This is a genomic window from Mesorhizobium sp. M7A.F.Ca.US.007.01.2.1, from assembly GCF_003998165.1.
GTDB classification, from domain to species: domain Bacteria; phylum Pseudomonadota; class Alphaproteobacteria; order Rhizobiales; family Rhizobiaceae; genus Mesorhizobium; species Mesorhizobium ciceri.
In genome coordinates this window covers 1-25,217 of the sequence record NZ_RZQP01000001.1, presented here as the reverse complement: position 1 = coordinate 25,217, position 25,217 = coordinate 1, and the positions used below count along the sequence as shown (strand labels likewise).

The window sequence follows — 25,217 nt, the reverse complement described above, 5'->3', positions numbered from 1 at the left end:
GATGGAGGCAGCGCTCGGCGCCGAGAAGAGGAGGATCGCTCTCCTACCGCTGCGCCAACCTGCTGCTCTCCACCGCAATGCCAAGCAGCGCCTGTCTTGCCAGCGCGACGGAAAGATCCGGCCGCCGCCTGGTCTGCAGCACCGCCGTCTGCAGCCGGGTCAGTGCGCGGCCGAGCGCTTCGGTGCTCCAGCGTTCCAGCGCTTTCTCCACCAGCTTGCGCCTGGAGAAAAACACCGGCGGGCGGGCGGCGGCAACGACCGAGGCGGCGTTGCGGTTGCCGGACTCCATCTGGCCGCGCATGATCTGGATCTGCTGCAACTGCCGCATTGCCGAGGACAGCACCAGGAAAGGCTGGCCGCCGGACTGGCAATGGCGGGTGAAGGCGGTGTCGAAGTCGCCGATCTTGCCTTCGAGAAGCGCGTCGACCGCGTCGTCGAAAGACGCGCCGGAGACATCACCTGACATCGCTTTGACCTCCTCCAGGCCGATCTCGGTCTGGCCATGGGCGTAGAGCACAAGCTTCTCGATCTCACCGCGCGAGGCCAGCCGGTCGCCGCCGAGATTGCGGCGCAGCGCCTGTCTCGCCTCCATGGTCATCGACATGCCGGCCCTGCCCAGTTCGCCGTCGATGACGGTGTCGATGTCGCGGGCTTCATCGGCATAGCAAGGCAGGGCCATGGCATTGTCGGCCGCCTCGACGATGGCGCGCAGGCCGACACCCTTCTTGAGGTCGCCGGCCTCGATGAGAATGATCGCATCGCGCGCGGGTTCGGCCGTCAGCGCCTTGACGTCGTCGGCCAATGCCTTCTGGCCGCTGGCATTGCGCACCCACAGCAGGCGCCGGTCGGAAAACATCGGCACGGTGCGGGCCTCGTCGAGCAGCCGGCCCTCGTCGCGGTCGACCTCCGAACCTTCCAGCCTGACCACCGAGAAGGGATCGTCGAGCGGCAGGCCGGTCTTGCCGGCAAAGGCCTTTGCTCGCTCGGAGACAAGGCCGCGATCGGGGCCGTAAAGCAGGACAATGGAGATCCGCTGGTCCGGCTTCGCGAGCCAGCCATCGACCTCATATGCTTTCTTCTGTGACATGGCGGGCTGGTTAGCATGATGTGGGGGCGGCATCCAGCTTGGGCGAACCGTCGACCCCCACTCCGTCGAGCTTCGCTCGACACCTCTCCCCCGATCGACGGGGGAGAGGAAGGGCGCGAGTTGGCCAGCCTTGGCTCCCTTCCTCTCCCTCCGGAGGGGGGAGAGGAAGGGAGCGAGTTCGTCGACCAATCACCTTATCTGCCGGCAAACCTCGCCCAACCTTCTCTCTAATTGCGCGCCACCGCCCAACATCGACAAGAAATTTCGCGGACATATCTTCATCTTGGGTGCGGGAGGCTGGATCGGCCGGCGCGGCCGGGACCGACGTCCGCAGGCTACCCGACGAATTCGCACTGGCGGCGCAGATATGCAAATATCTGTTCCGGGCAACATTGGAGGACAAAGGTCATGGCCGATGCTGGGATGTTGCGTTTCCACGTTCCGGAGCCGGAAGTGCGGCCGGGCGGAACGCCTGACTTTTCCAACGTGCCGATCCCCAAGGCCGGCTCGGTGCCGCGTCCTGACATCGATGTCGATCCGCGCAGCATCCGCGATCATGCCTTCTCGATCATCCGCGTGCTGAACCGCACTGGCGAGGCCGTCGGCCCGTGGGCCGGCCTGCTGTCCAGCGACGAACTTCTCACCGGCCTGCGCCACATGATGACGCTGCGGACCTTCGATGCGCGCATGCAGATGGCGCAGCGGCAGGGCAAGACCTCGTTCTACATGCAGCATCTGGGCGAAGAGGCTGTGGCTTGCGCCTTCCGCAAGGCACTGGCGCCGGGCGACATGAACTTTCCGACCTATCGCCAGGCCGGGCTGCTGATTGCCGATGGCTACCCGATGGTCACGATGATGAACCAGATCTATTCCAACGAAGCCGACCCGCTGAAGGGCCGGCAATTGCCGGTCATGTATTCGTCGAAGGAGCACGGCTTCTTCTCGATCTCCGGCAATCTGGCGACGCAGTACATCCAGGCGGTCGGCTGGGCGATGGCCTCGGCGATATCGAACGATTCGCGCATCGCAGCCGCGTGGATCGGCGACGGCTCGACGGCCGAGTCCGATTTCCACTCGGCGCTGGTGTTCGCCTCCACCTACAAGGCGCCGGTCGTGCTCAATGTCGTCAACAACCAGTGGGCAATCTCGACCTTTCAAGGCATCGCGCGCGGCGGCTCGGGCACGTTCGCGGCGAGGGGCCTCGGCTTCGGCATCCCGTCGCTGCGCGTCGACGGCAACGACTATCTCGCCGTCCACGCCGTGGCCAAATGGGCGGCGGAGCGGGCGCGCAGCAATCTCGGGCCGACGCTGGTCGAATATGTCACCTACCGTGCCGGCGCACATTCGAGCTCGGACGACCCGTCCGCCTACCGGCCGAAGACAGAATCCGACGCCTGGCCGCTCGGCGACCCGATCGTGCGGCTGAAGAACCATCTCATCGCGCTCGGTGTCTGGTCGGACGAGCGTCACGCGCAGGCCGAGGCGGAAATCCTCGACACGGTTATCGCGGCGCAGAAGGAAGCCGAAGGCCACGGCACGCTGCATGCCGGCGGCAAGCCGTCGACGCGCGACATGTTCGAAGGGCTCTACGCCGAGATGCCGCCGCATCTCAGACGCCAGCGCCAACAGGCGGGAGTCTGAAGCCATGCCGAGACGGACCATGATCGAAGCCATTCGCGATGCCATGGATGTGTCGATGGGGCGCGACGAGAAAGTCGTCGTGTTCGGCGAGGACGTCGGCTTCTTCGGTGGCGTCTTCCGCTGCACGCAGGGCTTGCAGGCCAAATACGGCAAGAGCCGCTGCTTCGATGCGCCGATCAACGAATCCGGCATTGTCGGCTCGGCCATCGGCATGGCCGCCTACGGGTTGAAGCCGTGCGTGGAAATTCAGTTTGCCGACTACATGTACCCGGCCTACGACCAGCTGACCCAGGAAGCAGCCAGGCTGCGCTACCGCTCCAACGGCGATTTCACCTGCCCGATCGTGGTGCGCATGCCGACCGGCGGCGGCATTTTTGGCGGCCAGACGCACAGCCAGAGCCCTGAGGCGCTGTTCACCCATGTGTCGGGGCTGAAGACGGTGGTACCGTCCAACCCGCACGACGCCAAGGGGCTTTTGATCGCGGCGATCGAGGATCCGGATCCGGTGATCTTCCTCGAGCCGAAGCGGCTCTACAACGGTCCGTTCGATGGTCATCACGACCGGCCGGTGACACCCTGGTCGAAGCATGAGCTGGGCGAGGTGGCCGACGGCCACTACACGGTGCCGCTCGGCAAGGCGGCGATCCGCAGGGCAGGCTCGGCCCTCACCGTGCTCGCCTACGGCACCATGGTCTATGTCGCGCAGGCGGCTGTCGAAGAAACAGGCATCGATGCCGAGATCATCGACCTCAGGACCCTGCTGCCGCTCGATCTCGATACGATCGTCGCCTCGGTGAAAAAGACCGGGCGCTGCGTCATCGTGCATGAGGCGACGCTGACCTCGGGCTTCGGCGCCGAGCTGTCGGCGCTGGTGCAGGAAAACTGTTTCTATCACCTCGAAGCGCCGGTTGCTCGCGTTGCCGGCTGGGACACGCCCTATCCGCATGCGCAGGAGTGGGATTATTTTCCCGGTCCCGCCCGCGTTGGCCGTGCCTTGCTTGAAACCATGGGAGCCTGAGATGGGCGAACACATCATCAAGCTGCCCGATGTCGGCGAAGGCGTCGCCGAGGCCGAGCTGGTCGAATGGCACGTCAAGGTCGGCGATATCGTCCGCGAGGACACTGTGCTCGCCGCCGTCATGACCGACAAGGCGACGGTTGAAATCCCGTCGCCGGTCGATGGCGAGATCCTGTGGCTGGGCGCCGAGATCGGCGACACGGTGGCCATCGGCTCGCCCATCGTGCGGCTGAAGGTGGCGGGCGAGGGCAACGCCAAGCCGCAAGGCGCCGAAGCGGAAGCGGTGTCCGCTGAGCCTCCCGCAAAACTTCCGACGCCGAAGCCCGAGGCTGCTGCGCCGGTCGTGAAGGCATCACCAAAGAGCGACGAGCCCAAGGCGAAACCGGCAGCCTCACAGAAAAGCACGGCGCAGCCTTCCGTCCCCGGCGCGCCGCGGCTTCAAGGCGAAAGACCGCTGGCGTCGCCGGCCGTTCGTCTGCGGGCAAAAGAAGCCGGCATCGATCTCAGGCAGGTTGCCGGATCCGGTCCGGCCGGTCGCATCGGCCATGAGGACATCGAAGCGTTCCTGGCGCGCGGGCCGCAGGTCGCAAAGGCATCCGGCCTCGCCCGCAACGATGCTGTGCAGGATATCAAGGTGGTCGGCTTGCGGCGCAAGATCGCCGAGAAGATGTCGCTGTCCAAATCGCGCATTCCGCACATCACCTATGTCGAGGAGATCGACGTCACCGCACTGGAGGAATTGCGCGCGGCGCTCAACAAGGAGAAGCGTCCTGGCGTGGAGCGGCCGAAACTGACGCTGCTGCCGTTCCTGATGCGGGCGATGGTCAAGGCGATCGCGGACCAGCCCAATCTCAATTCCCTGTTCGACGACGAGGCCGGCATCGTCCATCAGCATGGCGGCATCCATATCGGCATCGCCGCACAGACGCCGGCGGGGCTGGTGGTTCCGGTGGTCAGGCACGCCGAGGCGCGCGACATCTGGGATTGCGGCGCCGAGGTCATCAGGCTGGCCGAGGCGGCCAAGTCCGGCACGGCAACACGCGACGAGCTGTCCGGCTCGACCATCACCATCACCTCGCTCGGCGCCATGGGCGGCGTGGCGACGACGCCGGTCATCAACCATCCGGAAGTGGCGATCGTCGGCGTCAACAAGATGATGGTGCGGCCGGTGTGGGATGGCACCCAGTTCATGCCGCGCAAGATGATGAACCTGTCGTCGAGCTTCGACCATCGGGTGATCGATGGGTGGGATGCGGCGGTGTTCATCCAGCGGATCAAGACGCTGCTGGAAACGCCGGCGCTGATTTTCGTGGATTGAGGGGATGAGAACGGTCGCAAGGGCCCCCTCACCCGGATTGCCAAAACCGAATTGCGAAGGGCAATTCGGGGCAATCCGACCTCTCCCCGAGGGGAGAGGAGGTCGCCGGCGTCTGTGCTCGCCTCTTCTCCCCACCGGGGAGAAGGTGGCCGCGAAGCGGCCGGATGAGGGGGCCTTCGCCACCAGAAAGAGCGTGCCATCATGAAAGAAATCTCCTGCAAGCTGCTCGTCATCGGCGCCGGGCCGGGCGGCTATGTCTGCGCTATTCGGGCCGGACAGCTCGGCGTCGATACGGTGATCGTCGAGGCCGGCAAGCCGGGCGGCACCTGCCTCAATGTCGGCTGCATCCCGTCCAAGGCGCTGATCCATGCGGCGGAGGAGTTCGAGAAGGTGTCGCACATGGCGGGCGGCAAGAGCCCGCTCGGCATTTCGGTCACCGCGCCGACGCTCGATCTTGCCCGGACCGTCGCCTGGAAGGACGGCATCGTCAGCCGGCTCAACAGTGGCGTCGCCGGCCTGCTCAAGAAGGCAGGCGTGAAAACCGTGCATGGCTGGGCGAGCTTTCGCGACGGCAAGACGGTCGCGGTCGAGACCGAGACGGGTAGCCAAGTGATCCGTGCTGAAACCATCGTGATCGCCACCGGCTCGGCGCCGGTCGAGTTGCCGTTCTTGCCGTTTGGCGGGTCGGTGATTTCGTCAACCGAGGCACTGGCGCTCAGCGAAGTGCCGAAAAAGCTCGCGGTCGTCGGTGGCGGCTATATTGGGCTGGAACTCGGCATGGCATTTGCCAAGATGGGCGCTGAGGTGACCGTGATCGAGGCCTTGCCGCGCGTGCTGGCGCAGTATGATGCGGAGCTGACCCGGCCGGTGGTCAAGCGGCTCACCGCGCTCGGCGTCGAGGTGATGCTGGGCGCCAAGGCCAAGGGGCTTTCAACCAAGGGTGACGCGTTGCTGGTCGAGACGGCGGACGGCAAAAGCGCCAAGGTCGCCGCCGAAAAAATCCTGGTCACGGTCGGGCGCAAGCCGGTGACCGAGGGCTGGGGGCTCGAGCAGATCGACCTCGACATGGCCGGCAAATTCATCCGCATCGACGACCAGTGCCGTACCTCGATGCGCGGCATCTTCGCCATTGGCGACGTCACCGGCGAGCCGATGCTGGCGCACCGGGCGATGGCGCAGGGCGAGATGGTCGCCGAGATCGTTGCCGGCCACAAACGCAGCTGGGACAAGCGTTCGATACCCGCCGTTTGCTTCACCGATCCCGAACTGGTGACCGCTGGTCTTTCGCCGGAAGAAGCCAAGGCGCTCGGCGGCGAGATCAAGATCGGCATGTTCCCGTTCGCGGCCAACGGCCGGGCGATGACGAAGCTGGGCGAGGACGGCTTTGTCCGCGTCTTGGCCCGCGCCGACAACCATCTGGTGCTCGGCATCCAGGCGGTCGGGCAGGGTGTGTCGGAACTGGCGGCGGCGTTTGGGCTGGCGCTGGAGATGGGCGCGCGGCTGGAGGACATCGCCGGCACCATCCATGCCCATCCGACGCAGGGCGAAGGGTTCCAGGAAGCGGCGCTGAAGGCGCTGGGACACGCGCTGCATATTTAGAGGAAAGGGGCGAACCTGTTCGAGCCAGCTCTCTTCCTTCCCTCGCCAGCCCATCGATCAACTCGCCAGCCGCTCATCTAGGCGCGACCAAAGCGATTGGCGGGAAAGTGCCGCGTACCATGTTTTCCGAGAACCGGATTCCACCCTTCGGGATCATGCTCTAGTCTCCTCCCATGAGCACCGACCTGAAGAAATACGTGGCGATTCGCTACAACACCGCCACCGGCTTCATGCCGAGCCAATGGAATGGACACGGCAGAGCCAATCTCGACCCGGTGTGGCTGGTCGAGCGGCTGGCGCTGTTCGACACCTATTGCGCGCCGTCGCTCGAGCGCCAGTCGCAGAAGGACTTTACGGTCCTGATTGCGTTCGATTCCGAAACACATGAGAACTACATCCGGATCGTCTGCGCCTGCGCGGCCGGGATTGATGTCAGGCCGGTTCTCATCAAGGCCGGCGAGAACTGCAATGTCGCCTTCAATGCGTTTGTCCAAAGCGACACGGATGCCGAATTTGTTTCGCTGACTCGGCTCGACAGCGATGACGCGCTGGCGCCGACCTTCATGGAGCGTGTCGATTTCTACGCGCGCCGGGAAATCGCCAAGGGCGAGGTGAACCAGCAACCGCTCTATATCGCCTTTCCGCACGGCCAGAATTTCGATGCGGCAACCAACCACTACACGCAGCACGAATATCCAACGTCGGCCTTCGGCACTCTGGTCGAGAAGCGATCACCGTCCATGAACGGGGTCTATTGCGACGAGCACACGAAGATGGCGACGCGTTTCAACACTGTCGGGGCGGCCTCGAAGGAGGCTCAATGGTGCATCGTCATTCATGACAACAATGCAGCCAATGTCTTGCGCGGCAAGCCGGTCGCCGAGCCGGCTTTCACCGTGGGCCGGCCCGGTGCCGAGACAAATGCGCGCGCGCCGGCTCGAAAAGAGACTACGCAAAAGCAGATGCCGCAGACTTCGGCCAAGGCCTCGCGCAACGCCGGCAATTTTGTCCGGTTTCTGCTTGGGCGGCCGATGGTCTTGCGGAAATAGCTCGATGCTAATCTCCCCCTCAAGCGGGAGATTATGCGCTTCACCCCGCCAGCCGACTCACCATTTCGTGCTGGGCATAGGCGCGGCCAAAACGGTTGGCTAGAAACGCGTCCAGCGCGATGTCTTCCTGCTTGATGAAGCCGGTCGCCGGCAGGCTGCCGTCGGCCAGCATGTCGAGCACGGCGCAGATGCCGGACGCCGTGGTGATCTGGATGGCGCTGCGCACCACCTGGCCGATACGCTGGGAATAGACCTTGTTGGCGTAGGTCTCCTGCAGCAGGCGGCCGTTCTTGCGGCCGGAGACGGTGACGAAGACGATGACGACGTCCTGCAATGTCGCCGGCAGGGCGCTTTCAAAAATGTCCTTCAGCACGTCGCGGCGATGGCGCAGGCCGAGGTCGTTGAGCAGCGCCTTCATGATCGCGGCGTGGCCGGGGTAGCGGATGGTGCGGTAGTTGAGCGTGCGCACCTTGCCCTTCAGCGTCTCGGCCAGCGTGCCGAGCCCGCCGGAGGTGTTGAATGCCTCGTAGGTGACGCCGTCGAGCGAGAACTCCTCGCGCTCCTCCAGTGGCGGCACCTCGACCAGCTCGCCCTCGACGATCGCCTCGCAGGGCTCGCAATATTCGTTGATGACGCCGTCGGTGCTCCAGGTCAGATTGTAGTTCAGCGCATTGGAGGGATATTGCGGCAAAGCGCCGACGCGCATGCGCACGCTCTCCAGCGAATCGAACCGGCTGGCGAGATCGTTGGCGACGATCGAGATGAAGCCCGGCGCCAGGCCGCATTGCGGAATGAAGGCGCTTCTGCCCGAACGCGCCAGTTCCTTGACGCGGCGGGTCGAGACGACGTCCTCGGTCAGGTCGAGATAGTGCACGCCGGCACTGGCGGCCGCCTCGGCGATGCGGGTGGTCAGATGGAAGGGAGCGGCGCTGAGCACCGCGAATTTGCCGGCGAGTGCGGCTTCAAGCGTGCCGGACGCTTCGATGTCGAGCTCCAGCGTCGCAACCGTGGCCGGGACTTCGGCAGCAGTGAGCTGTGCTGCCGAGCGGTCGACGAGCGTGACCTGATAATCTCCCGTGGCGGCGAGCATCTCGGCAATGGTCGAGCCGATCTTGCCGGCGCCGACAACGACAATTTTCTTCATGACAAATCCCTCACTGGTTGTGAGCACAGATTCGCAGCTTGCCCGTCGAAAGGAAGCGTGGTTCTGTACGAAACGAACCCATTGATTGGTCAGTCCGCCGAGAAGAATCGTCGAAATGCTCAGCGATGCCGAACAGACCCTGCTTTCGCTGCTGCGCGAGAATGCGCGCGCCTCGACCGCCGAGCTGGCGCGGCGGCTTGGCGTCTCGCGGACAACCGTGCAGAGCCGGATCGAACGGCTGGAGCAGCGCGGCATCATATCAGGCTACGGCGTGCGGCTGGCGCCGGATTATGAGCAGGGGCTGGTGCGGGCGCATGTGCTGCTCACCGTGACGCCCAAGCTTGCCGACAAGGTGGTGCGCGGCCTGCGCGGTTTGGCGACGGTCAGGACGCTGCATTCGGTCAGCGGCAATTTCGACATGATCGTCATCGTCGACGCCCCATCGATCCGCGACCTCGACATGCTGCTCGACCAGATCGGCGCCATGGATGGAGTCGAGCGGACGCTGTCGTCGATCATCCTGTCGACGCGGATAGATAGGTGAGGGGACCTCTCAACCCAAGCTGGGCTTGAACAGCACCAGCCGTTTCGCCGGCTAATCCGTAGCCAGCGGAAAACGCACCACCACCGCAAGTCCCGGTCGGCAATCCTCGAGCGTGATCGATGCGCCGTGCAGATCGGCTATGGCCCGGACAAGGCTGAGCCCGAGGCCGCTGCCTGATGTCGAGCGGCTGTGGTCCAGCCGGTAGAGCCGCTGGAACACTTTCTCGCGCTCTTCCGCCGGAATGCCGGGACCGTTGTCGGCGACGCCCGCAACGACGCGTTCGCCCTGGCGCGCCACCGACAGCTTTATCGTCGTGCCCGATGGACAATGGCGCAACGCGTTCTCGACCAGATTGGCGAACATCTGCGTCAGCAGCTCGCGATCGCCATGGATCCGGTCCGTCGTTTCCTGTGGTTGCGCCAACGACAGCGACTTTCCGTCGTCCTCGGCAACATCGGCATAGATCTCGGCGATGGTTTGCAGCACCTCGCCCAGATCGACATCGGTGAACCGCGCCCGGCGGGCGCCGGCCTCGATCTGCGCGATGCGCAGCAGGGCATCGAAGGTCTCGTTGATCTGCAGGCTCTCGGCATGCGCCTCCGCCAGTTCAGCGGCGATTTTCCGGCCCGACAGGTTCTTTTCCGACGCGGTGTCGAGGATCATCTGCAACCGGTTGAGCGGCGTCTTCAGATCGTGGGCGATGTTGGCGCTGACCTGTTTCATGCCTTCGACCAGCGCCGACAGGCGGTCGAGCGCGGCATTGACCTGGCTGGAGACGATGTCGATGTCGTCGCCCTTGCCGGTCAGCGGAATGCGGGTGTCCAGCCGTCCATGCGAGACATCCACCATGGTGGCGGCGATGCCGTCGAGACGGCGCTGGACGCGCGAGGCGAGCAGGGCGCCGCCGGCGACCGCCAGCCCGGTGATGATCAGGGTTCCCCAGCCAAAGCTCATCAGCACGATCCTCTCCAGCTCCTCCGTCTCGGAAAGGCTGAAGGCGACGGTCAGCGTGTTGCCGCCGACCGGGCCGGAATAGGCGCGGTACTCGGCGCCGGGCGGCACGCCGGGCATTTCGGTGTCGAACATCGAGAAGCCGTCGGGAAGCCCTGCCGCGGTGAAGTTGCCGGCCAGGCGATTGCCCGTTGCGTCGGTCAACGAAAACAGCTGCTCCTTCTTGAGGCTGCGCAGGGAGTGGCTGCCGACGGTCTCAACCAGCTCCTTGAGATCGTTCTCGGCATAGGTCGCGGCGACGACCGCGTAGGTTTCCTTGATGGTGTCGTCGAGCCGCTCGGCAAGATCGGCGCTCATCATCTGGTAGACGATGGCGCCAGACAGGACGAAGGCCAGCACGAACAGGAAGGCGAAGGTCAGGGCAAGCCGGAATGGTGTGCTGCGCAGCAGGCGGGACCAGGTTCCGCTCATGGCGCGTGCAGGCTGTAGCCGGTGTTGCGGACGGTGTGGATGAGCTGGGTTTCGAAGGGCTTGTCGACCTTGGCCCGCAGCCGGCTGATATGGGTCTCGACGACGCTGGTCCTGGGATCGAAATGAAAATCCCAGACCCGCTCCAGAAGCATGGTGCGGGTGATGACGCGGCCTTCGCCGCGCATCAGCACTTCCAGCAGGCTGAACTCCCGCGGCTGCAGGTCGATCGGCTGGCCCCGCCTCGTGACGCGGCGCATGATCAGGTCCATTTCGAGGTCGGCGACCCGCAGGACGGTTTTCTGCTCCTGCGCCGCCGGCCTCCGGCCAAGCGCATTGATGCGGGCGAGGAGTTCGGAAAAGGCGAAGGGCTTGACCAGATAGTCGTCGCCGCCTGCCTCGAGCCCCTCGACGCGGTCGTCGATGCCGCCGACGGAGGTGAGGAAGATCGCCGGCGTGCGTACGCCGGCGGCCCGCACCGCCTTGACCATCGACAGGCCGTCGAGACCGGGGATCATCCGATCGGCGACGATCACGTCGTATTTGCCCCGGGTCGCCGCGAACAGCCCGTCATGGCCGTTGCGCAGGAGATCGCAGACATGGCCGGCCTCGGTCAGTCCCCTGACGATATAGTCGGCCGTCCTGTGGTCGTCCTCGACGAGAAGCAGTCGCATGAAAGGTCCGGTCCGTTGCCGAGATGGAGAGGCTATCACCGGCACGGGCTTGTTCCTAGGATGTCACGAAGGCGCAGGCATGGTGGCGCTAGAACGTTCACGATTGGCCGAAGCGGTGGGGTTTTCGGCAATTGTCAATGCTAGCGCATCCGCCCTGCACCTAGTCCAGGTCCAGCAACAGTTCATCGGCTTCGTCGGTTGTCCCCTTCAGGGTCATGTGCAGGACGAGCGCAATGATACAGCCGAGGAAGAGCAGGCTGGTGAAGATGGTGCCGAAGCCCAGGCCGCCATGCCTGGCCGACCGCGACAGCAGGTCGCCGAAGGAGGCGCCGAGCGGCCGCGTCAGGATATAGGCGAGCCAGAAGGCCAGGATGCCGTCGAGATTGAGCAGCCAGTAGGCCAGCACGATGAGCGCGATGGCGCCGCCGAACAGCAGGCCTGTGGTGAGGTAGCCCATGTCGAAGCTTTCGGCGACGAGATCGCCGCCGGCGGTGCCGAGCGCGAAGGTCAAGAGGATCGCCAGCCAGTAGAAGATTTCGCGCCTGGTGGTGAAGATGGTGTGGATCGACAGCGTCCGTTCGCTGGCGTACCAGACCGCGAATGTCGCGGCGAGCGCAACCGAGAAGGCGATGGTCGTGGTCTGCAGGCGCACGCCGAAAGTGTCGACGAGATTGTCCGTCACCAGGGTGCCGACGATGCTGATCAGCACCACCGCCAGCCAGTAGGCCCACGGCACGTAACGCTTCTGCGCAAACTGCAGGACGAGGGCAGCGATCAGGATGCCGGTCATGATCAGCGAGGTGACGGTCAGCCCAAGTCCGATCGTGTCGGCAAGATAGTCCGCGGCGGTCTCGCCGGTGGTGACCGCCATCAACTTGATCACCCAGAAGTCGAGAGTGACGTCGGGAACCCTGTTGTGGCTCGGTGGGGCGGGTTGTTGCCTGTTGGGCGCGAGCATGGCTGAAGTCCTGAGGTCGACGGTTGCGGCGGTGGCGATCCGCGCAGCGTAAGCAAACGAGTTCACGCCGGCCTGTCCGGCGGCATACAAATTCGTAAGAATGGGCGTGGGCCGCGCAAAGTCCTTTACGAACGCCCGGCGCTGCGCCGATAGAGGGCGTGCGCCTTTCATCCGCCATCAATGTCATGCCCATTGCTCACGGGCACCCGTCAGTGCCCCAGGAAACACCAAATGACCTACGCTACCCTCAAGCCGGTTTCCCAGGCCTTCGACCAGCGCAAGCGCCTGATCTTCGTGCGGGTTGCGGCGGCGCTGGCGGTGTTGCTGCTGTTTCTCACCAAGCCGGGGCTGAGCGAGGGCTCCGACGGGCACGAAACGCTCGAATTCTTCGGCTTTTGCCTGGTGCTCGTCTGTGTCGTCGGGCGGCTGTGGAGCATTCTCTATGTCGGCGGCAAGAAGAACGAGGAACTGGTCTCGACGGGACCGTTCTCGACCACGCAGAACCCGCTCTATTTCTTCTCGACGGTCGGTGCGGTCGGCATTGGATTGCTCTACGGCTCGCTGATGACGGCCGTGGCGCTGGGCCTTGCCAGCTTTTTCATCTTTCGCGTCACGGCGCGCAAGGAAGCCGAATTTCTGCTCGGCAAGTTCGGCCCAGCCTATCTTGCCTACACCAAGAGCACGCCCCGGTTCTGGCCAAACCCGCTGCTCTACCGCGACGATGACGAACTGCAGTTCTCGACGCGGGCTTTGAAGCGCACGTTTTTCGACGGGCTCTATTTCCTCGCCATCTTCCCGGCCATCGAACTGGTCGAGCATTTCCGGGCGACCGGCATGCTGTTTCCGGCCTTCGTCACGCTCTACTGATCAGCTGGCTCTAGCTGCCGAGCGGATGCGGCATGTAGCCGACGAAGCCTGATATCTTCCAGCTTCCGCCGACCTTGGTGCAGAAATACAGCGTCTGCCATTTCAGCCGGTCGACGCTGCCGTCCGCCTTGGCGACCGAGCCGTCGAATTTCTTGTGCAGCACGGCGCGGTCGCCGTCGACGTCGATGTCTCGCATGTTGGTGACGCGAAACAGCGCCTCGCGCAGCGGCTCGGCGAATTTGGTCGCCGCCGTCTCTTCGGCCTGGCGCAGCCATTCGTCGCGATAGACTTCGAGCCTTGGAAACTGCAGCCGCCAGGCGTCGGCGTTGTGCAGGAAATGCGCATGCATGCCGAAGAAGCTCTCGGCGACGAAATCATCCTCGACCATAGCCCAGTCCTGGCCGATGAAAGCGTCGATGTCGCGCCGCACCAGCATTTCCCAGAGCGCGTGGCGATCGGCATCGCCTGATGGAAACGGGTTCTTGTCGTAGGTCATTGCTGGTGTCTCCGCTCTGGCAAATGCGTCTGTGCGGTGCAGCTTCCAAGCCGCCCGTCAGCGCGTACGATGCAAGGGCTCTTGTAATAAAGCAACGCAGATTTCCAAGAATGTTGCTTTCCAACAAGGCCCCTATGAGGATCGGCCGGATCGGCGTAAATGTCGATCGAAGCGGGCGCTGCAATGGCACCCCGTCCTGTCATCAGAGGAGGCTTGTCCCTTGCCGAAACAGTGTTTTGGAACGTCGCATGTGCCGCTGTCGCCCGCCGTGCGGGCAGGCGATCTCGTCTATGTCTCGGGCCAGGTTCCCATCGGCAGCGACGGCATCGTGGTCAAGGGCGGCATATCGGAACAGACCGAGCAGGTGCTCGCCAACGTCAAGGCCGCGCTGGCGCTGGCCGGCTGCACCATGGACGATGTGGTGAAGACCACCGTGTGGCTGGAAGACGCGCGCGATTTCGGCGCCTTCAACGCGGTCTATGCCAGGCACTTTCCGAAGAACCCGCCGGCCCGCACCACGGTCGAATCGCGGCTGATGATCGATATCAAGATCGAGGTCGAGGCGGTCGCCTATCGGCCTCTGTAAGCAAAGCAACGAGCGGAGGTTACCCCATGCAATTCGACCTCCTGCTGAAGGGCGGACGGCTGATCGATCCGGCCGCTGGCCTCGACGCGCTGCGCGATGTCGCCATCGCCAATGGCCGCGTTGCCGCGGTCGACGCCGATATCCCGGCGGACAGCGCCGCGCAGATCGTCGATGCCGCCGGCTGCATCGTCACGCCGGGCCTGGTCGACCTGCACAGCCACGTCTATTGGGGCGGCACGTCGCTTGGCGTCGATGCCGACCGGCTGGCCGCCAAGAGCGGCACCACCACCTTCATCGATGCCGGCAGTGCGGGCGCCGGCAATTTCCTCGGCTTCCGCCGCCATGTCATGGAGCGCTCGAAGGTTCGCATCCTGGCCTATGTCAACATTTCCTTTGCCGGCATTTTCGGCTTCTCGCAGACGGTGTCGGTGGGCGAGTGCAGCGATCTCAGGCTCTGCGAACCGCGCGAGGTTGTGGCTGCGGTGCGCGAGCACCGCGATGTCGTGGTCGGCGTAAAGGTTCGCTCGGGCAAGCATGCCGGCGGCACCAGCGGCATCGCGCCGGTGGATCTGGCGCTGGAGGCCGCCGACCAGGCCGGCCTGCCGCTGATGGCGCATATCGACGAACCGCCGCCCGGCCGCTCGGAAGTGCTGCCGCGCCTGCGCAAGGGCGACATTCTCACCCATTGCTTCCGGCCTTTCCCGAATGCGCCGGTGTTCGCTTCCGGCGCGGTGCGGCCCGACATGCGGCTGGCGCGCGAGCGCGGCGTCATCTTCGACATCGGCCACGGCATGGGCTCGTTCGATTTCGCCGTCGCCCGCGCCATGCTCGAAGAAGGGCTGGCGCCCGACGTGATCTCGAGCGACGTGCATCTCTACTGCGTCGACGGTCCCGCCTTCGACATCCTCGTCTGCATGTCGAAGCTCCTGGCGCTCGGCATGCCGCTGGTCGAGGTCCTGCGCGCCGCCACGCAAGCGCCGGCGCAGGCGATCGCGCGGCCTGACCTGGGCACACTGGCCGTCGGCACGGTCGGCGACGTCGCCGTGCTCCGTCAGGGCCCGGGCCGCTTCACCTTCGTCGACGCGGTCGGCGCGTCATTGGTCGCCGACCAGAGGCTGGTGTGCGAAGGCATCGTTATCGGCGGCACCTGGTGGCCGAACGAAGCGGTCAACGATGTCAGCGAGACTGAGCGGTTTGTGGCGCATGCCGCGCATACCCATGTCGAGGTTGCGGCGAGGCACTTTGGGCATCGGCACGACTAGCTGATCTCGCCAGCTTGTGCCTGTCTTGGGGCGGCTGCGCGTTTGGCGAACGGCTTCCCCCACTCCGGCGAGCGAAGCTCGACGGAGTGGGGGTCGACTTTACCCGGCGTTGCTCACCGCCCCGTAAACCGGCGTCTCGATGCCTTCCATCCGCGCCTTGATCTGCAGCGCCACATATTTCGAATAGAAGCGCGACAGCGCCAGATTGCCGCCGTGGAACCAGAGCGCTTCCTGGGCGGTCGGCTTCCACATGTTGCGCAGCTCGCCTTGCCAGGGGCCGGGGTCGCCCTTGACGCCGGAGCCAAGGCCCCAGCACGGGCCGACCTTGTCGGCGACTTCGCGCGAGACGATCGCGGCGACATTCTCGTTCATCGACTGATAGCCGGTGCAGGCGATGATGGCGTCGGCGGCGAGTTCACTGCCGTCCTCGAACAGGATGCCGCTCGGGGTCAGCGACTTGATGGCGACGCCGCTGCGGATGCCGATCTTGCCGTCGATGATCAGGTCGGAGGCGCCGACATCGATGTAGTAGCCGGAGCCGGTGCGGTAGGCCTTCATCAGAAGGCCGGTCTCGTCGTCGCCGAAATCGATGGCGAAGCCGGCGGCGCGCAAGCGGTCGTAGAAGGCCGCGTCGCGCGCCTTGATCACCTCGTAAAGCGCCCGCTGGCCTTTGGGCACCAGCGCGAACGGCGTCGAGGCGACGATCATGTCGGCCTTCTCGGTGGTGATGCCGCGCGCCAGTGCGTCTTCCGAGAAGATCTCGAAGCCGACTTCCATCAGCGTGTCCGACTTGACCACTGTCGTCGGCGAACGCTGGATCATGGTGACCTCGGCGCCGCTCTCCCAGAGGTCGACGCAGACATCGTGGCCGGAGCTTGCAGCGCCAATGACGGCGACTTTCCTGCCGCGGAATTTGTCGCCGCTGGCATACTGGCTGGAGTGCAGCAGCTCGCCCTTGAACCGGCCGGCGCCCGGCAGATCGATCCGCCGCGGCGGGCCGTAGGCGCCGGTGGCGAAGACGATGTGCTTGGGCTTCAGCGTGATCTGCCGGCCGACGCGGTCGACGACCACGGTCCAGACTTTTTCGGCCTCGTCATAGCTGGCGCTGAGGCATTTGGTGGCGACCCAGTAGTTGAGCTCCATGACGCGCGTATACATTTCCAGCCAGTCGCCCATCTTGTCCTTGGGCGTGAACACCGGCCAGTTTTCGGGGAAGGGAATGTAGGGCAGATGGTCGTACCAGACCGGATCGTGCAGCACGAGCGTGCGGTAGCGGTTGCGCCAGGAGTCACCCGGCCTGGCATTCTTCTCGATGACGATGGCCGGCACGCCGAGCTGGCGCAGTCGCGCCCCCAGCATGATGCCGCCCTGGCCGCCGCCGATGACCAGGCAATAGGGCTGTTCATCAGTGCCGAGTTCGCGTGTCTCGCGCGCCCGCGCCTCCGACCAGGTCTCGCGCTGGGGATCGGCCTTGTGGCGCACGCCGAGCGGCCGCGCCGCGCCCTTGCGCTCCTCGAAGCCCTTGAGGTCGGCCATCGCCGTGAACAATGTCCGGCAGCGGCCGTCGCGCAGCCGCATGATGCCCTCCCCCCTGGCCACCACGGTTTCGAAGCTGAACCAGGCCTCGATGGTGCCGTCGTCCGAGGTCGCCTCGCCGGTCAGCCGCCACGCGCTCGGCTTGGCCGTCGCCAGCGTCGTCGCCAGCATGTCGGCGATCGCCGCGCGGCCTTCCATGGTGGTGATGTTCCAGGTGAAGGTCAGGAGATCGCGCCAGTAGCAATCGTCGACGAAGAGGTTGCTCGCCGCCGCAGCGTCGCCGGCTGCGAGCGCCTGCGCCAGGGATTCGAGCCATGCGGCTGCCTGTTTCGTCGGTGCTATTTCGAGCATTTCTTTCCCTCTTTCGTTTCATGTCCGGTCTTCCCTTCTCCCCCTGTGGGAGAAGGTGGCCTCACGAAGTGAGGTCGGATGAGGGGTGCTCCAGCTTGGCGCCGACGGCACTCCGTCACCCACCCCTCAACCGTCTCGGCGCTACGCGCCGATCCACCTTCTCCCACAAGGGGAGAAGGAAAAGCGCAGCCCTAGTCTCCGAGCGGCTCCATCTCCTTGCCGGTGCGGTGGATCTGGGCGTTGTATTTGATGCGGCGCACCGTCTCGCGGGCCGAGCCGTCGAGCTTGTAGGCGGAGGCCACCGCCAGCAGGTCGATCGCCGCCAGAAAGGCGAAGCGCGATGCCGTCGGCTTCAGCGTGTCGGGATATTCCGGCACCGCCACCGTCAGCCTGACGTCGCAGGTGCGGGCGAGCTCGGTGTCGGGCGCGGTCACGGCGATCGCATTGGCGCGGTAATGCTTGGCGAGTTCCACGGCCTCGATCACCTCGCGGGTGCGTCCCGTCGCCGAAATGGCGATCACCAGATCGCCGGGCTTGAGCGTCGAGGCGGTCATGCGCATCAGATAGGGATCGCACTGGGCGCTGACTGTTATGCCGTAGCGGAACAGCCGGTATTGGGTTTCCTGCGCCAGCGCCGAGGAGCTGCCGCCGAGGCCGAAGACCGTGACCTGGCGCGCCTTGGCGATCAGCTCGGCGGCTTTCTGCAGCTGGGCCGGGTCGAGCTGCCGCTCGGCCTCCTGCAGCGCCCGGCGCGCCTCGCCGAACACGGCGTTCCAGAACGGCATGCCATTGTCATTGCTGACGGAAGGCGACTTGGCCAGGTAGAGTGCGCCGACGACGAGGCTCTGCGCCAGCTTCAGCTTGAAATCGCGCACGCCCTCGCAGCCGATGGCGCGGCAGAACCGGGTCACCGTCGGTTCGCTGACCCCGGCGCGCTGGGCAAGGGCGGCGTTGGAGGCGTCGACGGCATATTTGACGTCGTCGAGAACGACATCGGCGACACGCCGTTCGGCCGGGCGCAATTCGCTGTAGGAATCCTTGACCAGCGAGATGATGTCGGGGATGCGCCGGACAGGATCGCGTCCCTCGGTATCGGGGCCTGGAACAGGCTCGTCCTGGCTGCCAGCGTCGGTCATGGGGTCCTGGTCTTTCCCTGGGTTGCGAGGCTGTCGTCTTAGCATGTTTGCACGCCCTGGCTCCACGTGCCCGACCGGATCGCAACCGCAGCGTGTCGTTGGGGAAAGCTCACCTTCCTCCGTTCCTCTCCGGTCCGTGTCAGTTCCGAAGTATGTAGGAAAGCAACATGCATTTCAAGGCCGTAAAACCGACGGTAAAACAAGATGATAGGTATACTAATCGATTTTCGTGATACGGCCGCTATCGTCGGTGCTTGACAGGAAAGTAGGATAGTTACAGACTGATTTTCGCTGGGGATGAGCCAATGGATCATCGCGCAATCTTCCCGGGGGGCAGATGAACACGGGCGATGCAAAAAAGCCGAAGCTTGGCGTGCAGGCAGCGACCAAGATCTATCACACGGCGTCCGGCGACCTGCTGGCGCTGGACCGCTGCAGCCTCGATGTCCGCGCCAATGAAATCGTCTCGATCGTCGGCCCGTCCGGCTGCGGCAAGACCACGCTTTTGTGGTCGATGTCGGGCCTGCATGGCCTGACCAGCGGCGAAATCCGGCTCGATGGCAAAGCGATCACCGGGCCGCATCCCGATATCGGCATCGTCTTCCAGGAAGCGAACCTGCTGCCCTGGCGCAATCTCGACGCCAACATTCGCTTTCCCTTCGAGATCAAGGGCGAGAAGCCGGATCGCGCCTGGATCGCGCATCTGCTCAACCGGGTCGGGCTCGACGGCTTCGGCGGCAAGTTCCCGCGCGAGCTTTCGGGCGGCATGCAGCAGCGCGCCGCGATCGTGCGGGCGCTGGCGCTGAAGCCCTCGGTGCTTTTGATGGACGAGCCGTTCGGCGCGCTCGATAGCTTTACGCGCGAGGAGATGAATCGGCTGGTCGAGGAGATCTGGCTCGACACCAAGACCACCATCGTCTTCATCACCCACAGCATCGAGGAAGCGATTTTTCTCTCGGACCGGGTGGTGGTGCTGAGCGCGCGGCCGGGACGTGTCGCCAGGGAATACCGCGTGCCGTTCGCGCGGCCACGCTCGCTGGAGATCATGGCGACGAAGGAGGTGTTCGACCTCACCAACCGGATCAAGATGGACATCGTCGGCGAGCGCGCCAGGCCGAAGCCGCCGGAACAGGAGCGCACCAGCGCCGAGATCGTGAGGATCAGGCCGTGAGCGACGCCATTCCGGAATTCTCCAAGTCCAAGTCGGGCGCCAAGTCGGGTGACGGTCACGATGTCAGCCTGACCAATTTGTCGGCCTTCGCCAGCGGTCCCGGCATCAAGTCGGGCAAGGAAGTGGCGGCCATCGTCGCCGTCGCCGTCGTCATCATCGGCGGCATCGAACTGGCGCTGCGGCTGTTCCATGTGCCGCTCTACATCATGCCGCCGCCAAGCTCGATCGCCTATGCGCTGTTCGACGAGTTCCCGCTGATCGCGCCGCATCTCGGCTACACGCTGGTCGAGCTGGTGTCCGGTTTTGCCATCGGCGCCGTCGTCGGGCTGGTGCTGGCCGCCGTCATCACCCAGTTCCCGTTCGCCGAGAAAATCGTCGCGCCTTACATTTTGCTGCTGGTCACCACGCCGATGCTGGCGCTGGTGCCGCTGCTCATCCTGCGCTTCGGCTTCGGCTACACGCCGCGCATCATCGCAGTGGCGCTGGCCGCCGGGCCGATGGTGATGATCAACGCCGCCACCGGCTTTCGCCGCGTCGACAGCGCCAAGATCGCGCTGGCGCGTTCCTATGGCGCCAGCACCTTGCAGATCTTCTGGAAGATCCGCGCGCCAATGGCGCTGCCGATGATCCTGGTCGGGCTGATGATCGGCGCCATCTTCGGCCTGCTGACCGCGGTCGGCGCGGAAATGGTCGGCGGCGGTTTCGGCCTCGGCAACCGGCTGACCACCTATTCGTCGATGATCCAGATGCCGCAGTTCTTCGCGGTGGTGCTGATCCTGTCGACGCTCGGCATCCTGATCTACGTGCTGTTCTTCCTGATCGGCAAGAAATGGGCGAGCTGGGAGGCTTGAACACAGGGATATGACGGCGCCCGGGAGGCGGGCGGCAAGAGACTGACATCAAACAAAGAAGGGGAATGCCATGACCAAAGAGAACTCGATCAACCCGGCGGGGATCAGCCGCCGCTACTTCCTGCAGGTCACCGGCGCCGGGCTGGTGACGGCGACGGCGCTTGGCGCCACCGGCCTGAAGGCCAGGGCCGAACCCTACGGAAAATTCACCTGGATCTCGCCGCGCGGCACGCTCGAAGTGCTCGACGACTATCCCTACTGGGCGGCCAAGAAGGCCGGCTATTTCGACGGGCTGGACACCGACATGCAGCCGGGACCATCGGACGGCACCGCGACGGTGAAGTTCGTCGATGTCGGCCAGGCCGATATGGGCTTCCCGTCGCCCGGCGTGTTCTCCTTCGCCATCCAGAACGGCATGAAGCTGAAGTCGGTGTTCCATATGGGCGCGCGCGACACGTTCAGCATCGCCTTCCGCAAGGGCGAGGGATCGAACGACCTGAAGAAGCTGGAAGGCAAGACCATCCTGCTCGGCTCCGCCGCCTGGCAGTCGATCACCGACCCGCTGCTGGCCGCGCAGGGCGTCGACATCAAGAAGGTGAAATATGTCGAGGCCGGCTGGCCGACCTGGGGAACGGCGCTGGCCGGCGGCCAGGGCGACGCCGCCCTGTCGTGGGAAGGGCTGCGCGCCGAATGGATCGCCAAGGGGCTCGACTTCGAATACTGGCTCGGCGTGCAGAATTCGAAGCTGCCGGCCAACACCTTCGTCGTGCGTGCCGCCGATCTCGAGGATCCCGACCGCAAGGCGTTTTTGGAAAAGTACCTGCGCGGCTGGGCGATGGGCCTCGAATTCGGCTACCAGAATCCACGCGCGGCGGTCGAAGCGGTGTTCGAGCAGTTCCCGACGCTGGCCAAGAATCTCGGGCCGGAGCTCGGCACCACCTCGATCCTGCAGCAGATCAACGTTTTCCGCGGCGACATGGACAAGCGCGGCGGCTGGGGCTCGCACGACATGGCGAGCTGGCAGGGCTTCTTCGACGAAATCCACAAGATCGGCCAGATCACCGCCCCGGTGAAGGCCGAGGATGTCTGCACCAACGATCTGATCGGCCCGGCCAATGATTTCGACAAGGCCAAGGTCAAGGCCGATGCCGACGGCGTCAAGCTGCCGGAAGGTTTTGCCGCGCTCGATGTCGAGAAGATCAAGGCGCATCTGTTCGATTCGGCGGTGAAGTAGGGCTGCGCAACGGGTCATGTCGGCGCCGCCCTCCATTACCCTGCCTTGGCTCCTTTCCTCTCCCTCCGGAGGGGGGAGAGGTGGCGCCGCGAAGCGGCGACGGAGTGGGGGAAGGCGTTCGTCAAACGCGCAGTCACCGCAAGACAGGCACAATCTGACGAGCAAGAGACCTCAAGCGGGCGCGAGGGTCGACCCCCACTCCGTCGAGCTTCGCTCGACACCTCTCCCCCGATCGACGGGGGAGAGGAAAGGGCAGGCAATGAGCGGCGGCGCTGACCTGAGGTGGTTGTCCCGGATAGACATGCGAGCGGCAACCGATCGCCGCATATTATTCAATCAAGAATTTGGGAGGTAGCGGTGTCCGACAAGGTGAAAGTGCTGGTGGTGGGTCTCGGCAATATGGGTGCGTCGCATGCCAGCGCCTATCACCGGCTCGACGGTTTCGAGATCGTCGGCATCATGAGCCGGTCGATCAAGAGCAACACGAAGATTCCGGAAGAATTAGCCGGCTACCCCCTCTACGAGGATTTCGACCAGGCGCTGAAGGAAACAAAACCGGACGCCGTCTCGATCAACAGCTGGCCGAACACCCACGCCGAATACGCGCTGAAGGCAATCGCCGCCAACTGCCATGTGTTCATGGAAAAGCCGCTCGCCACCAACAACGAGGATGCCGAGAAGGTGGTCGCGGCGGCGCGGGCCAAGAACCGCAAGCTGGTGCTCGGCTATATTCTGCGCGTGCATCCGTCGTGGATCAAGTTCATCGAGGTCGGCAAGACGCTCGGCAAGCCGCTGGTGATGCGGCTCAACCTCAACCAGCAGAGCAGCGGCAGCGCCTGGCACTGGCACAAGAACCTGATCGATTCGCTGATCCCGATCGTCGATTGCGGCGTCCACTATGTCGACGTCATGTGCCAGCTGACCGGCGCCAAGCCGGTGCGCGTGCACGGCATCGGCGCCAAGCTCTGGGCGGAAGCCGACAAGCAGAATTACGGCCATCTGCACGTCACCTTCGATGACGGTTCGGTCGGCTGGTATGAGGCCGGCTGGGGCCCGATGATGAGCGAGACGGCCTATTTCGTGAAGGACGTCGTCGGCCCCAAGGGCGCGGTGTCGATCGTCGCCGGCCAGCAGGCAAGCAGTGTTGCCGAGCTGGCAGAGGTTTCGAATTCCGCCGACATCGACCGCCACACCAAGACCGATGCGCTGAAGATCCATTATGCCGCTGTCGACGGCGACAAGAATTTCTCCAAACCCGACGAGATCGTCAGCATGGAGGACGAACCCGGCCACCAGGAACTCTGCGATCGCGAGCAGGCCTTCTTTCTGCGCGCCATCCGCGAGGATCTCGACCTCACCGAGCAGATGGATGCGGCGGTCAACAGCCTGCGCATCGTGCTGGCCGCCGAGCAGAGCATCGCGCTGGGGCGGACCATCGACCTGGCCTGAAGTCGCGCCAGCCCCCTCATCCGGCCGCTTCGCGGCCACCTTCTCCCCGTTGGGGAGAAGAGGGTGGCGCTGGCGCTGCAAGTCTCCTCTCCCCTCGGGGAGAGGTCAGCCGAGCGAAGCGGAGGCTGGGTGAGGGGGCCGATGCCCAATACAGTTCTCCGCAGGAGCAGCATCAACACAAGCTATCCGCCGAAGGAGAGAGATATGGCCGCCGTCACCGACAGTCTGCTGAAAACCTATGCCGAGTCCGACGCGCTGGACCTTGCGGCGCTGGTGAAGCGCGGCGACGTTACCCCGGCGGAGCTGGTGGAAGCGGCGATCACGCTGGTCGATCGGCTCAACCCGACGCTCAATGCGGTCATCCATCGCCTCTACGACATGGCGCGCGCCCAGGCGCAGACGGTCGACACATCAGCGCCCTTCGCCGGCGTGCCATTCCTGCTCAAGGAGCTGGCATCGTCCTGGACCGGGGCGCCGAACACCAACTCCTCATTCTACCTGAAAGATGTCGTCGCCGATTTCGACACCGAAGTGGTTCGCCGCATGAAGGCGGCCGGGCTGGTGCTGGTCGGCAAGTCGAACGCCCCAGAAAATGGCTGGTCGATCACCACCGAGCCAAAGCTCTACGGCGCGACGAAGAACCCGTGGAAGGAAGGCATCACGCCCGGCGGCTCCAGCGGCGGAGCGGCCGCGGCGATTGCTTCGCGCATGGTGCCGATCGCCGAAGCCAGCGATGGCGCCGGCTCGATCCGCATCCCGGCCTCCTGCTGCGGCATCGTCGGCCTGAAGCCGTCGCGCGGCCGCGTCAGCCTCGCGCCGTTCGGCGACTATTGGTATGGCGGCGCCTACTTCCTCTGCTGCTCGCGCACGGTGCGCGACACGGCGGCCTATCTCGACGCGGTCGCCGGCGCGCTGCCGGGCGACCCCTACACGCCGCCGGTCCCGGACGGTTCGTGGCTTGACCTCTCGGCACGGGCGCCGAAGAAGCTGCGTATCGGCTTTTCCGTCACGCCGCCCAACGGCACCGCGACCGATCCGGAGGTGAAGGCGGCGGTGCTGGAGACCGTGGCGACGCTCGAGCGGCTCGGCCACCATGTCGAGGAGCATGACATGCCGCTCGACGCCAATGCTGTGTGGAAGACCTACACCAACATGACCTGCGTGCAGACGGCGGCGACCTTCGACTACCTCGAAACGGTGATGGGGCGGCCGGTGACACCGGGCGATGTCGAGGCGGTGACCTTTGCGATCATCGAGCGTGGCCGTGCGACCAGCGGCACCAGGCACATCTCCGATGTCGAGCAGCTCAGGCAGGTCGGCCGCGACATCGTCGGCGACCTTGGCGCCTACGATCTCTTCATCACCCCGACGCTGACGCAGCTGCCGCGCCCGCTCGGCTATTACGACATGTCGGAGACGGATATCGACCGCTACAATGCCAAATGGGCGGACTCGGTGTTTGCCTTCCCCTTCAACATCTCCGGCCAACCGGCGATCTCGCTGCCGCTCGGCTGGTCGAAAGGCGGCGTGCCGATCGGCGTGCAGCTGGTCGGCCGCTATGGCGACGAGGCGACGGTGCTGGCCGCGTCGGCGCAGCTGGAACAAGAGATGCCGTGGAGGGGGAGAAGGCCGGCGGTGAGTGGTTAGGTGCTTGGCACCCCACCGCCGAGTTCCGTGGCGCCCCCCCTCTGTCCTGCCGGACATCTCCCCCTCAAGGGGGAGATTACGCGCTCAACAGCCTTCGCCAAATCATCTACACGGTAAGGTGGGCGAGACGGCGAAGCTGCCAATCTCCCCCCTCGAGGGGGGAGATGCCCGGTAGGGCAG

At 64.8% G+C, this 25,217-nt stretch carries 22 protein-coding genes; 14 read left to right on the top strand and 8 right to left on the bottom strand.

The genetic code is table 11. The features are described from left to right. Positions 1 to 43: 43 nt before the first annotated feature. Positions 44 to 1,087 carry a DNA polymerase III subunit delta gene (gene holA / locus EN949_RS00120; protein WP_127366386.1) on the bottom strand — a complete coding sequence of 348 codons (1,044 nt, stop codon included), beginning with the start codon at positions 1,085 to 1,087 and terminating at the stop codon, positions 44 to 46. Positions 1,088 to 1,495: 408 nt separating this feature from the next. On the opposite strand from holA, the gene EN949_RS00110 reads away from it, so the two are divergent. The 5 genes from EN949_RS00110 to EN949_RS00090 all read left to right on the top strand — a co-directional run bounded on the left by EN949_RS00110 (position 1,496) and on the right by EN949_RS00090 (position 7,712). Then, positions 1,496 to 2,728, top strand: coding sequence for a 3-methyl-2-oxobutanoate dehydrogenase (2-methylpropanoyl-transferring) subunit alpha (locus tag EN949_RS00110; RefSeq protein ID WP_063173413.1), 1,233 nt, complete (start codon positions 1,496 to 1,498; stop codon positions 2,726 to 2,728). A 4-nt stretch (positions 2,729 to 2,732) separates the two neighbouring features. Next, positions 2,733 to 3,746 carry an alpha-ketoacid dehydrogenase subunit beta gene (locus EN949_RS00105; RefSeq protein WP_013528742.1) on the top strand — a complete coding sequence of 338 codons (1,014 nt, stop codon included), beginning with the start codon at positions 2,733 to 2,735 and terminating at the stop codon, positions 3,744 to 3,746. A gap of 1 nt (position 3,747) precedes the next feature. Further along, positions 3,748 to 5,064, top strand: coding sequence for a dihydrolipoamide acetyltransferase family protein (locus EN949_RS00100; protein ID WP_127366388.1), 1,317 nt, complete (start codon positions 3,748 to 3,750; stop codon positions 5,062 to 5,064). Positions 5,065 to 5,265: 201 nt separating this feature from the next. Beyond that, entirely contained in the window at positions 5,266 to 6,663 is a 1,398-nt protein-coding gene (gene lpdA, locus EN949_RS00095; protein ID WP_127371131.1) for a dihydrolipoyl dehydrogenase, read from the top strand. Positions 6,664 to 6,836: 173 nt separating this feature from the next. Then, positions 6,837 to 7,712: a glycosyltransferase gene (locus EN949_RS00090; RefSeq protein ID WP_127365715.1), complete on the top strand. Its 876-nt coding sequence runs from the start codon at positions 6,837 to 6,839 to the stop codon at positions 7,710 to 7,712. Positions 7,713 to 7,752: 40 nt separating this feature from the next. On the opposite strand, the gene EN949_RS00085 is transcribed toward EN949_RS00090, so the two are convergent. Next, entirely contained in the window at positions 7,753 to 8,856 is a 1,104-nt protein-coding gene (locus EN949_RS00085) for a saccharopine dehydrogenase family protein (protein ID WP_127365716.1), read from the bottom strand. 115 nt (positions 8,857 to 8,971) lie between these two features. On the opposite strand from EN949_RS00085, the gene EN949_RS00080 reads away from it, so the two are divergent. Next, the gene (locus EN949_RS00080) at positions 8,972 to 9,400 is read left to right on the top strand and encodes an Lrp/AsnC family transcriptional regulator (protein ID WP_013528746.1); all 429 of its coding nucleotides are present in this window, start codon (positions 8,972 to 8,974) and stop codon (positions 9,398 to 9,400) included. 51 nt (positions 9,401 to 9,451) lie between these two features. Here EN949_RS00080 and EN949_RS00075 read toward each other — a convergent pair whose 3' ends face one another. From EN949_RS00075 to EN949_RS00065, 3 genes are all read right to left on the bottom strand, one after another. Next, positions 9,452 to 10,822 (bottom strand): HAMP domain-containing sensor histidine kinase, encoded by a 1,371-nt coding sequence (locus EN949_RS00075; protein ID WP_127365717.1) that lies wholly within the window; start codon positions 10,820 to 10,822, stop codon positions 9,452 to 9,454. After that, positions 10,819 to 11,493: a winged helix-turn-helix domain-containing protein gene (locus EN949_RS00070; RefSeq protein WP_013528748.1), complete on the bottom strand. Its 675-nt coding sequence runs from the start codon at positions 11,491 to 11,493 to the stop codon at positions 10,819 to 10,821. Before EN949_RS00070 ends, EN949_RS00075 begins: the two co-directional genes overlap by 4 nt. A 160-nt stretch (positions 11,494 to 11,653) precedes the next feature. Continuing rightward, the gene (locus EN949_RS00065) at positions 11,654 to 12,451 is read right to left on the bottom strand and encodes a hypothetical protein (RefSeq protein WP_127365725.1); all 798 of its coding nucleotides are present in this window, start codon (positions 12,449 to 12,451) and stop codon (positions 11,654 to 11,656) included. A gap of 231 nt (positions 12,452 to 12,682) precedes the next feature. Here EN949_RS00065 and EN949_RS00060 point away from each other — a divergent pair, with 231 nt between their 5' ends. Further along, positions 12,683 to 13,318 carry an isoprenylcysteine carboxylmethyltransferase family protein gene (locus EN949_RS00060; protein ID WP_063169592.1) on the top strand — a complete coding sequence of 212 codons (636 nt, stop codon included), beginning with the start codon at positions 12,683 to 12,685 and terminating at the stop codon, positions 13,316 to 13,318. A gap of 10 nt (positions 13,319 to 13,328) precedes the next feature. On the opposite strand, the gene EN949_RS00055 is transcribed toward EN949_RS00060, so the two are convergent. Then, entirely contained in the window at positions 13,329 to 13,814 is a 486-nt protein-coding gene (locus EN949_RS00055) for a hypothetical protein (RefSeq protein ID WP_127365718.1), read from the bottom strand. Between the two features lie 220 nt (positions 13,815 to 14,034). Here EN949_RS00055 and EN949_RS00050 point away from each other — a divergent pair, with 220 nt between their 5' ends. Both EN949_RS00050 and EN949_RS00045 read left to right on the top strand, forming a co-directional pair. Further along, positions 14,035 to 14,400, top strand: a complete 366-nt coding sequence (locus EN949_RS00050; RefSeq protein ID WP_127365719.1) for a RidA family protein — start codon at positions 14,035 to 14,037, stop codon at positions 14,398 to 14,400. Between the two features lie 26 nt (positions 14,401 to 14,426). Beyond that, entirely contained in the window at positions 14,427 to 15,662 is a 1,236-nt protein-coding gene (locus tag EN949_RS00045; protein ID WP_127365720.1) for an amidohydrolase/deacetylase family metallohydrolase, read from the top strand. A 99-nt stretch (positions 15,663 to 15,761) separates the two neighbouring features. Here the strand turns inward: EN949_RS00045 and EN949_RS00040 are convergent, their stop codons facing one another. Continuing rightward, positions 15,762 to 17,549: an NAD(P)/FAD-dependent oxidoreductase gene (locus tag EN949_RS00040; RefSeq protein WP_127365721.1), complete on the bottom strand. Its 1,788-nt coding sequence runs from the start codon at positions 17,547 to 17,549 to the stop codon at positions 15,762 to 15,764. A 191-nt stretch (positions 17,550 to 17,740) separates the two neighbouring features. Next, complete coding sequence (locus EN949_RS00035) at positions 17,741 to 18,685, bottom strand: MurR/RpiR family transcriptional regulator (protein ID WP_024504069.1); 945 nt, start codon at positions 18,683 to 18,685, stop codon at positions 17,741 to 17,743. Between the two features lie 337 nt (positions 18,686 to 19,022). Between EN949_RS00035 and EN949_RS00030 the strand changes: the two genes are divergently transcribed. From EN949_RS00030 to EN949_RS00005, 5 genes are all read left to right on the top strand, one after another. Next, entirely contained in the window at positions 19,023 to 19,856 is an 834-nt protein-coding gene (locus EN949_RS00030) for an ABC transporter ATP-binding protein (RefSeq protein WP_127365722.1), read from the top strand. Further along, positions 19,853 to 20,707, top strand: coding sequence for an ABC transporter permease (locus EN949_RS00025; protein WP_127365723.1), 855 nt, complete (start codon positions 19,853 to 19,855; stop codon positions 20,705 to 20,707). Before EN949_RS00030 ends, EN949_RS00025 begins: the two co-directional genes overlap by 4 nt. A 70-nt stretch (positions 20,708 to 20,777) precedes the next feature. Further along, complete coding sequence (locus EN949_RS00020) at positions 20,778 to 21,941, top strand: ABC transporter substrate-binding protein (RefSeq protein WP_127365724.1); 1,164 nt, start codon at positions 20,778 to 20,780, stop codon at positions 21,939 to 21,941. Between the two features lie 357 nt (positions 21,942 to 22,298). After that, positions 22,299 to 23,390, top strand: coding sequence for a Gfo/Idh/MocA family oxidoreductase (locus EN949_RS00010; protein WP_063173405.1), 1,092 nt, complete (start codon positions 22,299 to 22,301; stop codon positions 23,388 to 23,390). A gap of 204 nt (positions 23,391 to 23,594) precedes the next feature. Further along, complete coding sequence (locus EN949_RS00005) at positions 23,595 to 25,037, top strand: amidase (protein WP_127367071.1); 1,443 nt, start codon at positions 23,595 to 23,597, stop codon at positions 25,035 to 25,037. Positions 25,038 to 25,217 lie beyond the last annotated feature (180 nt).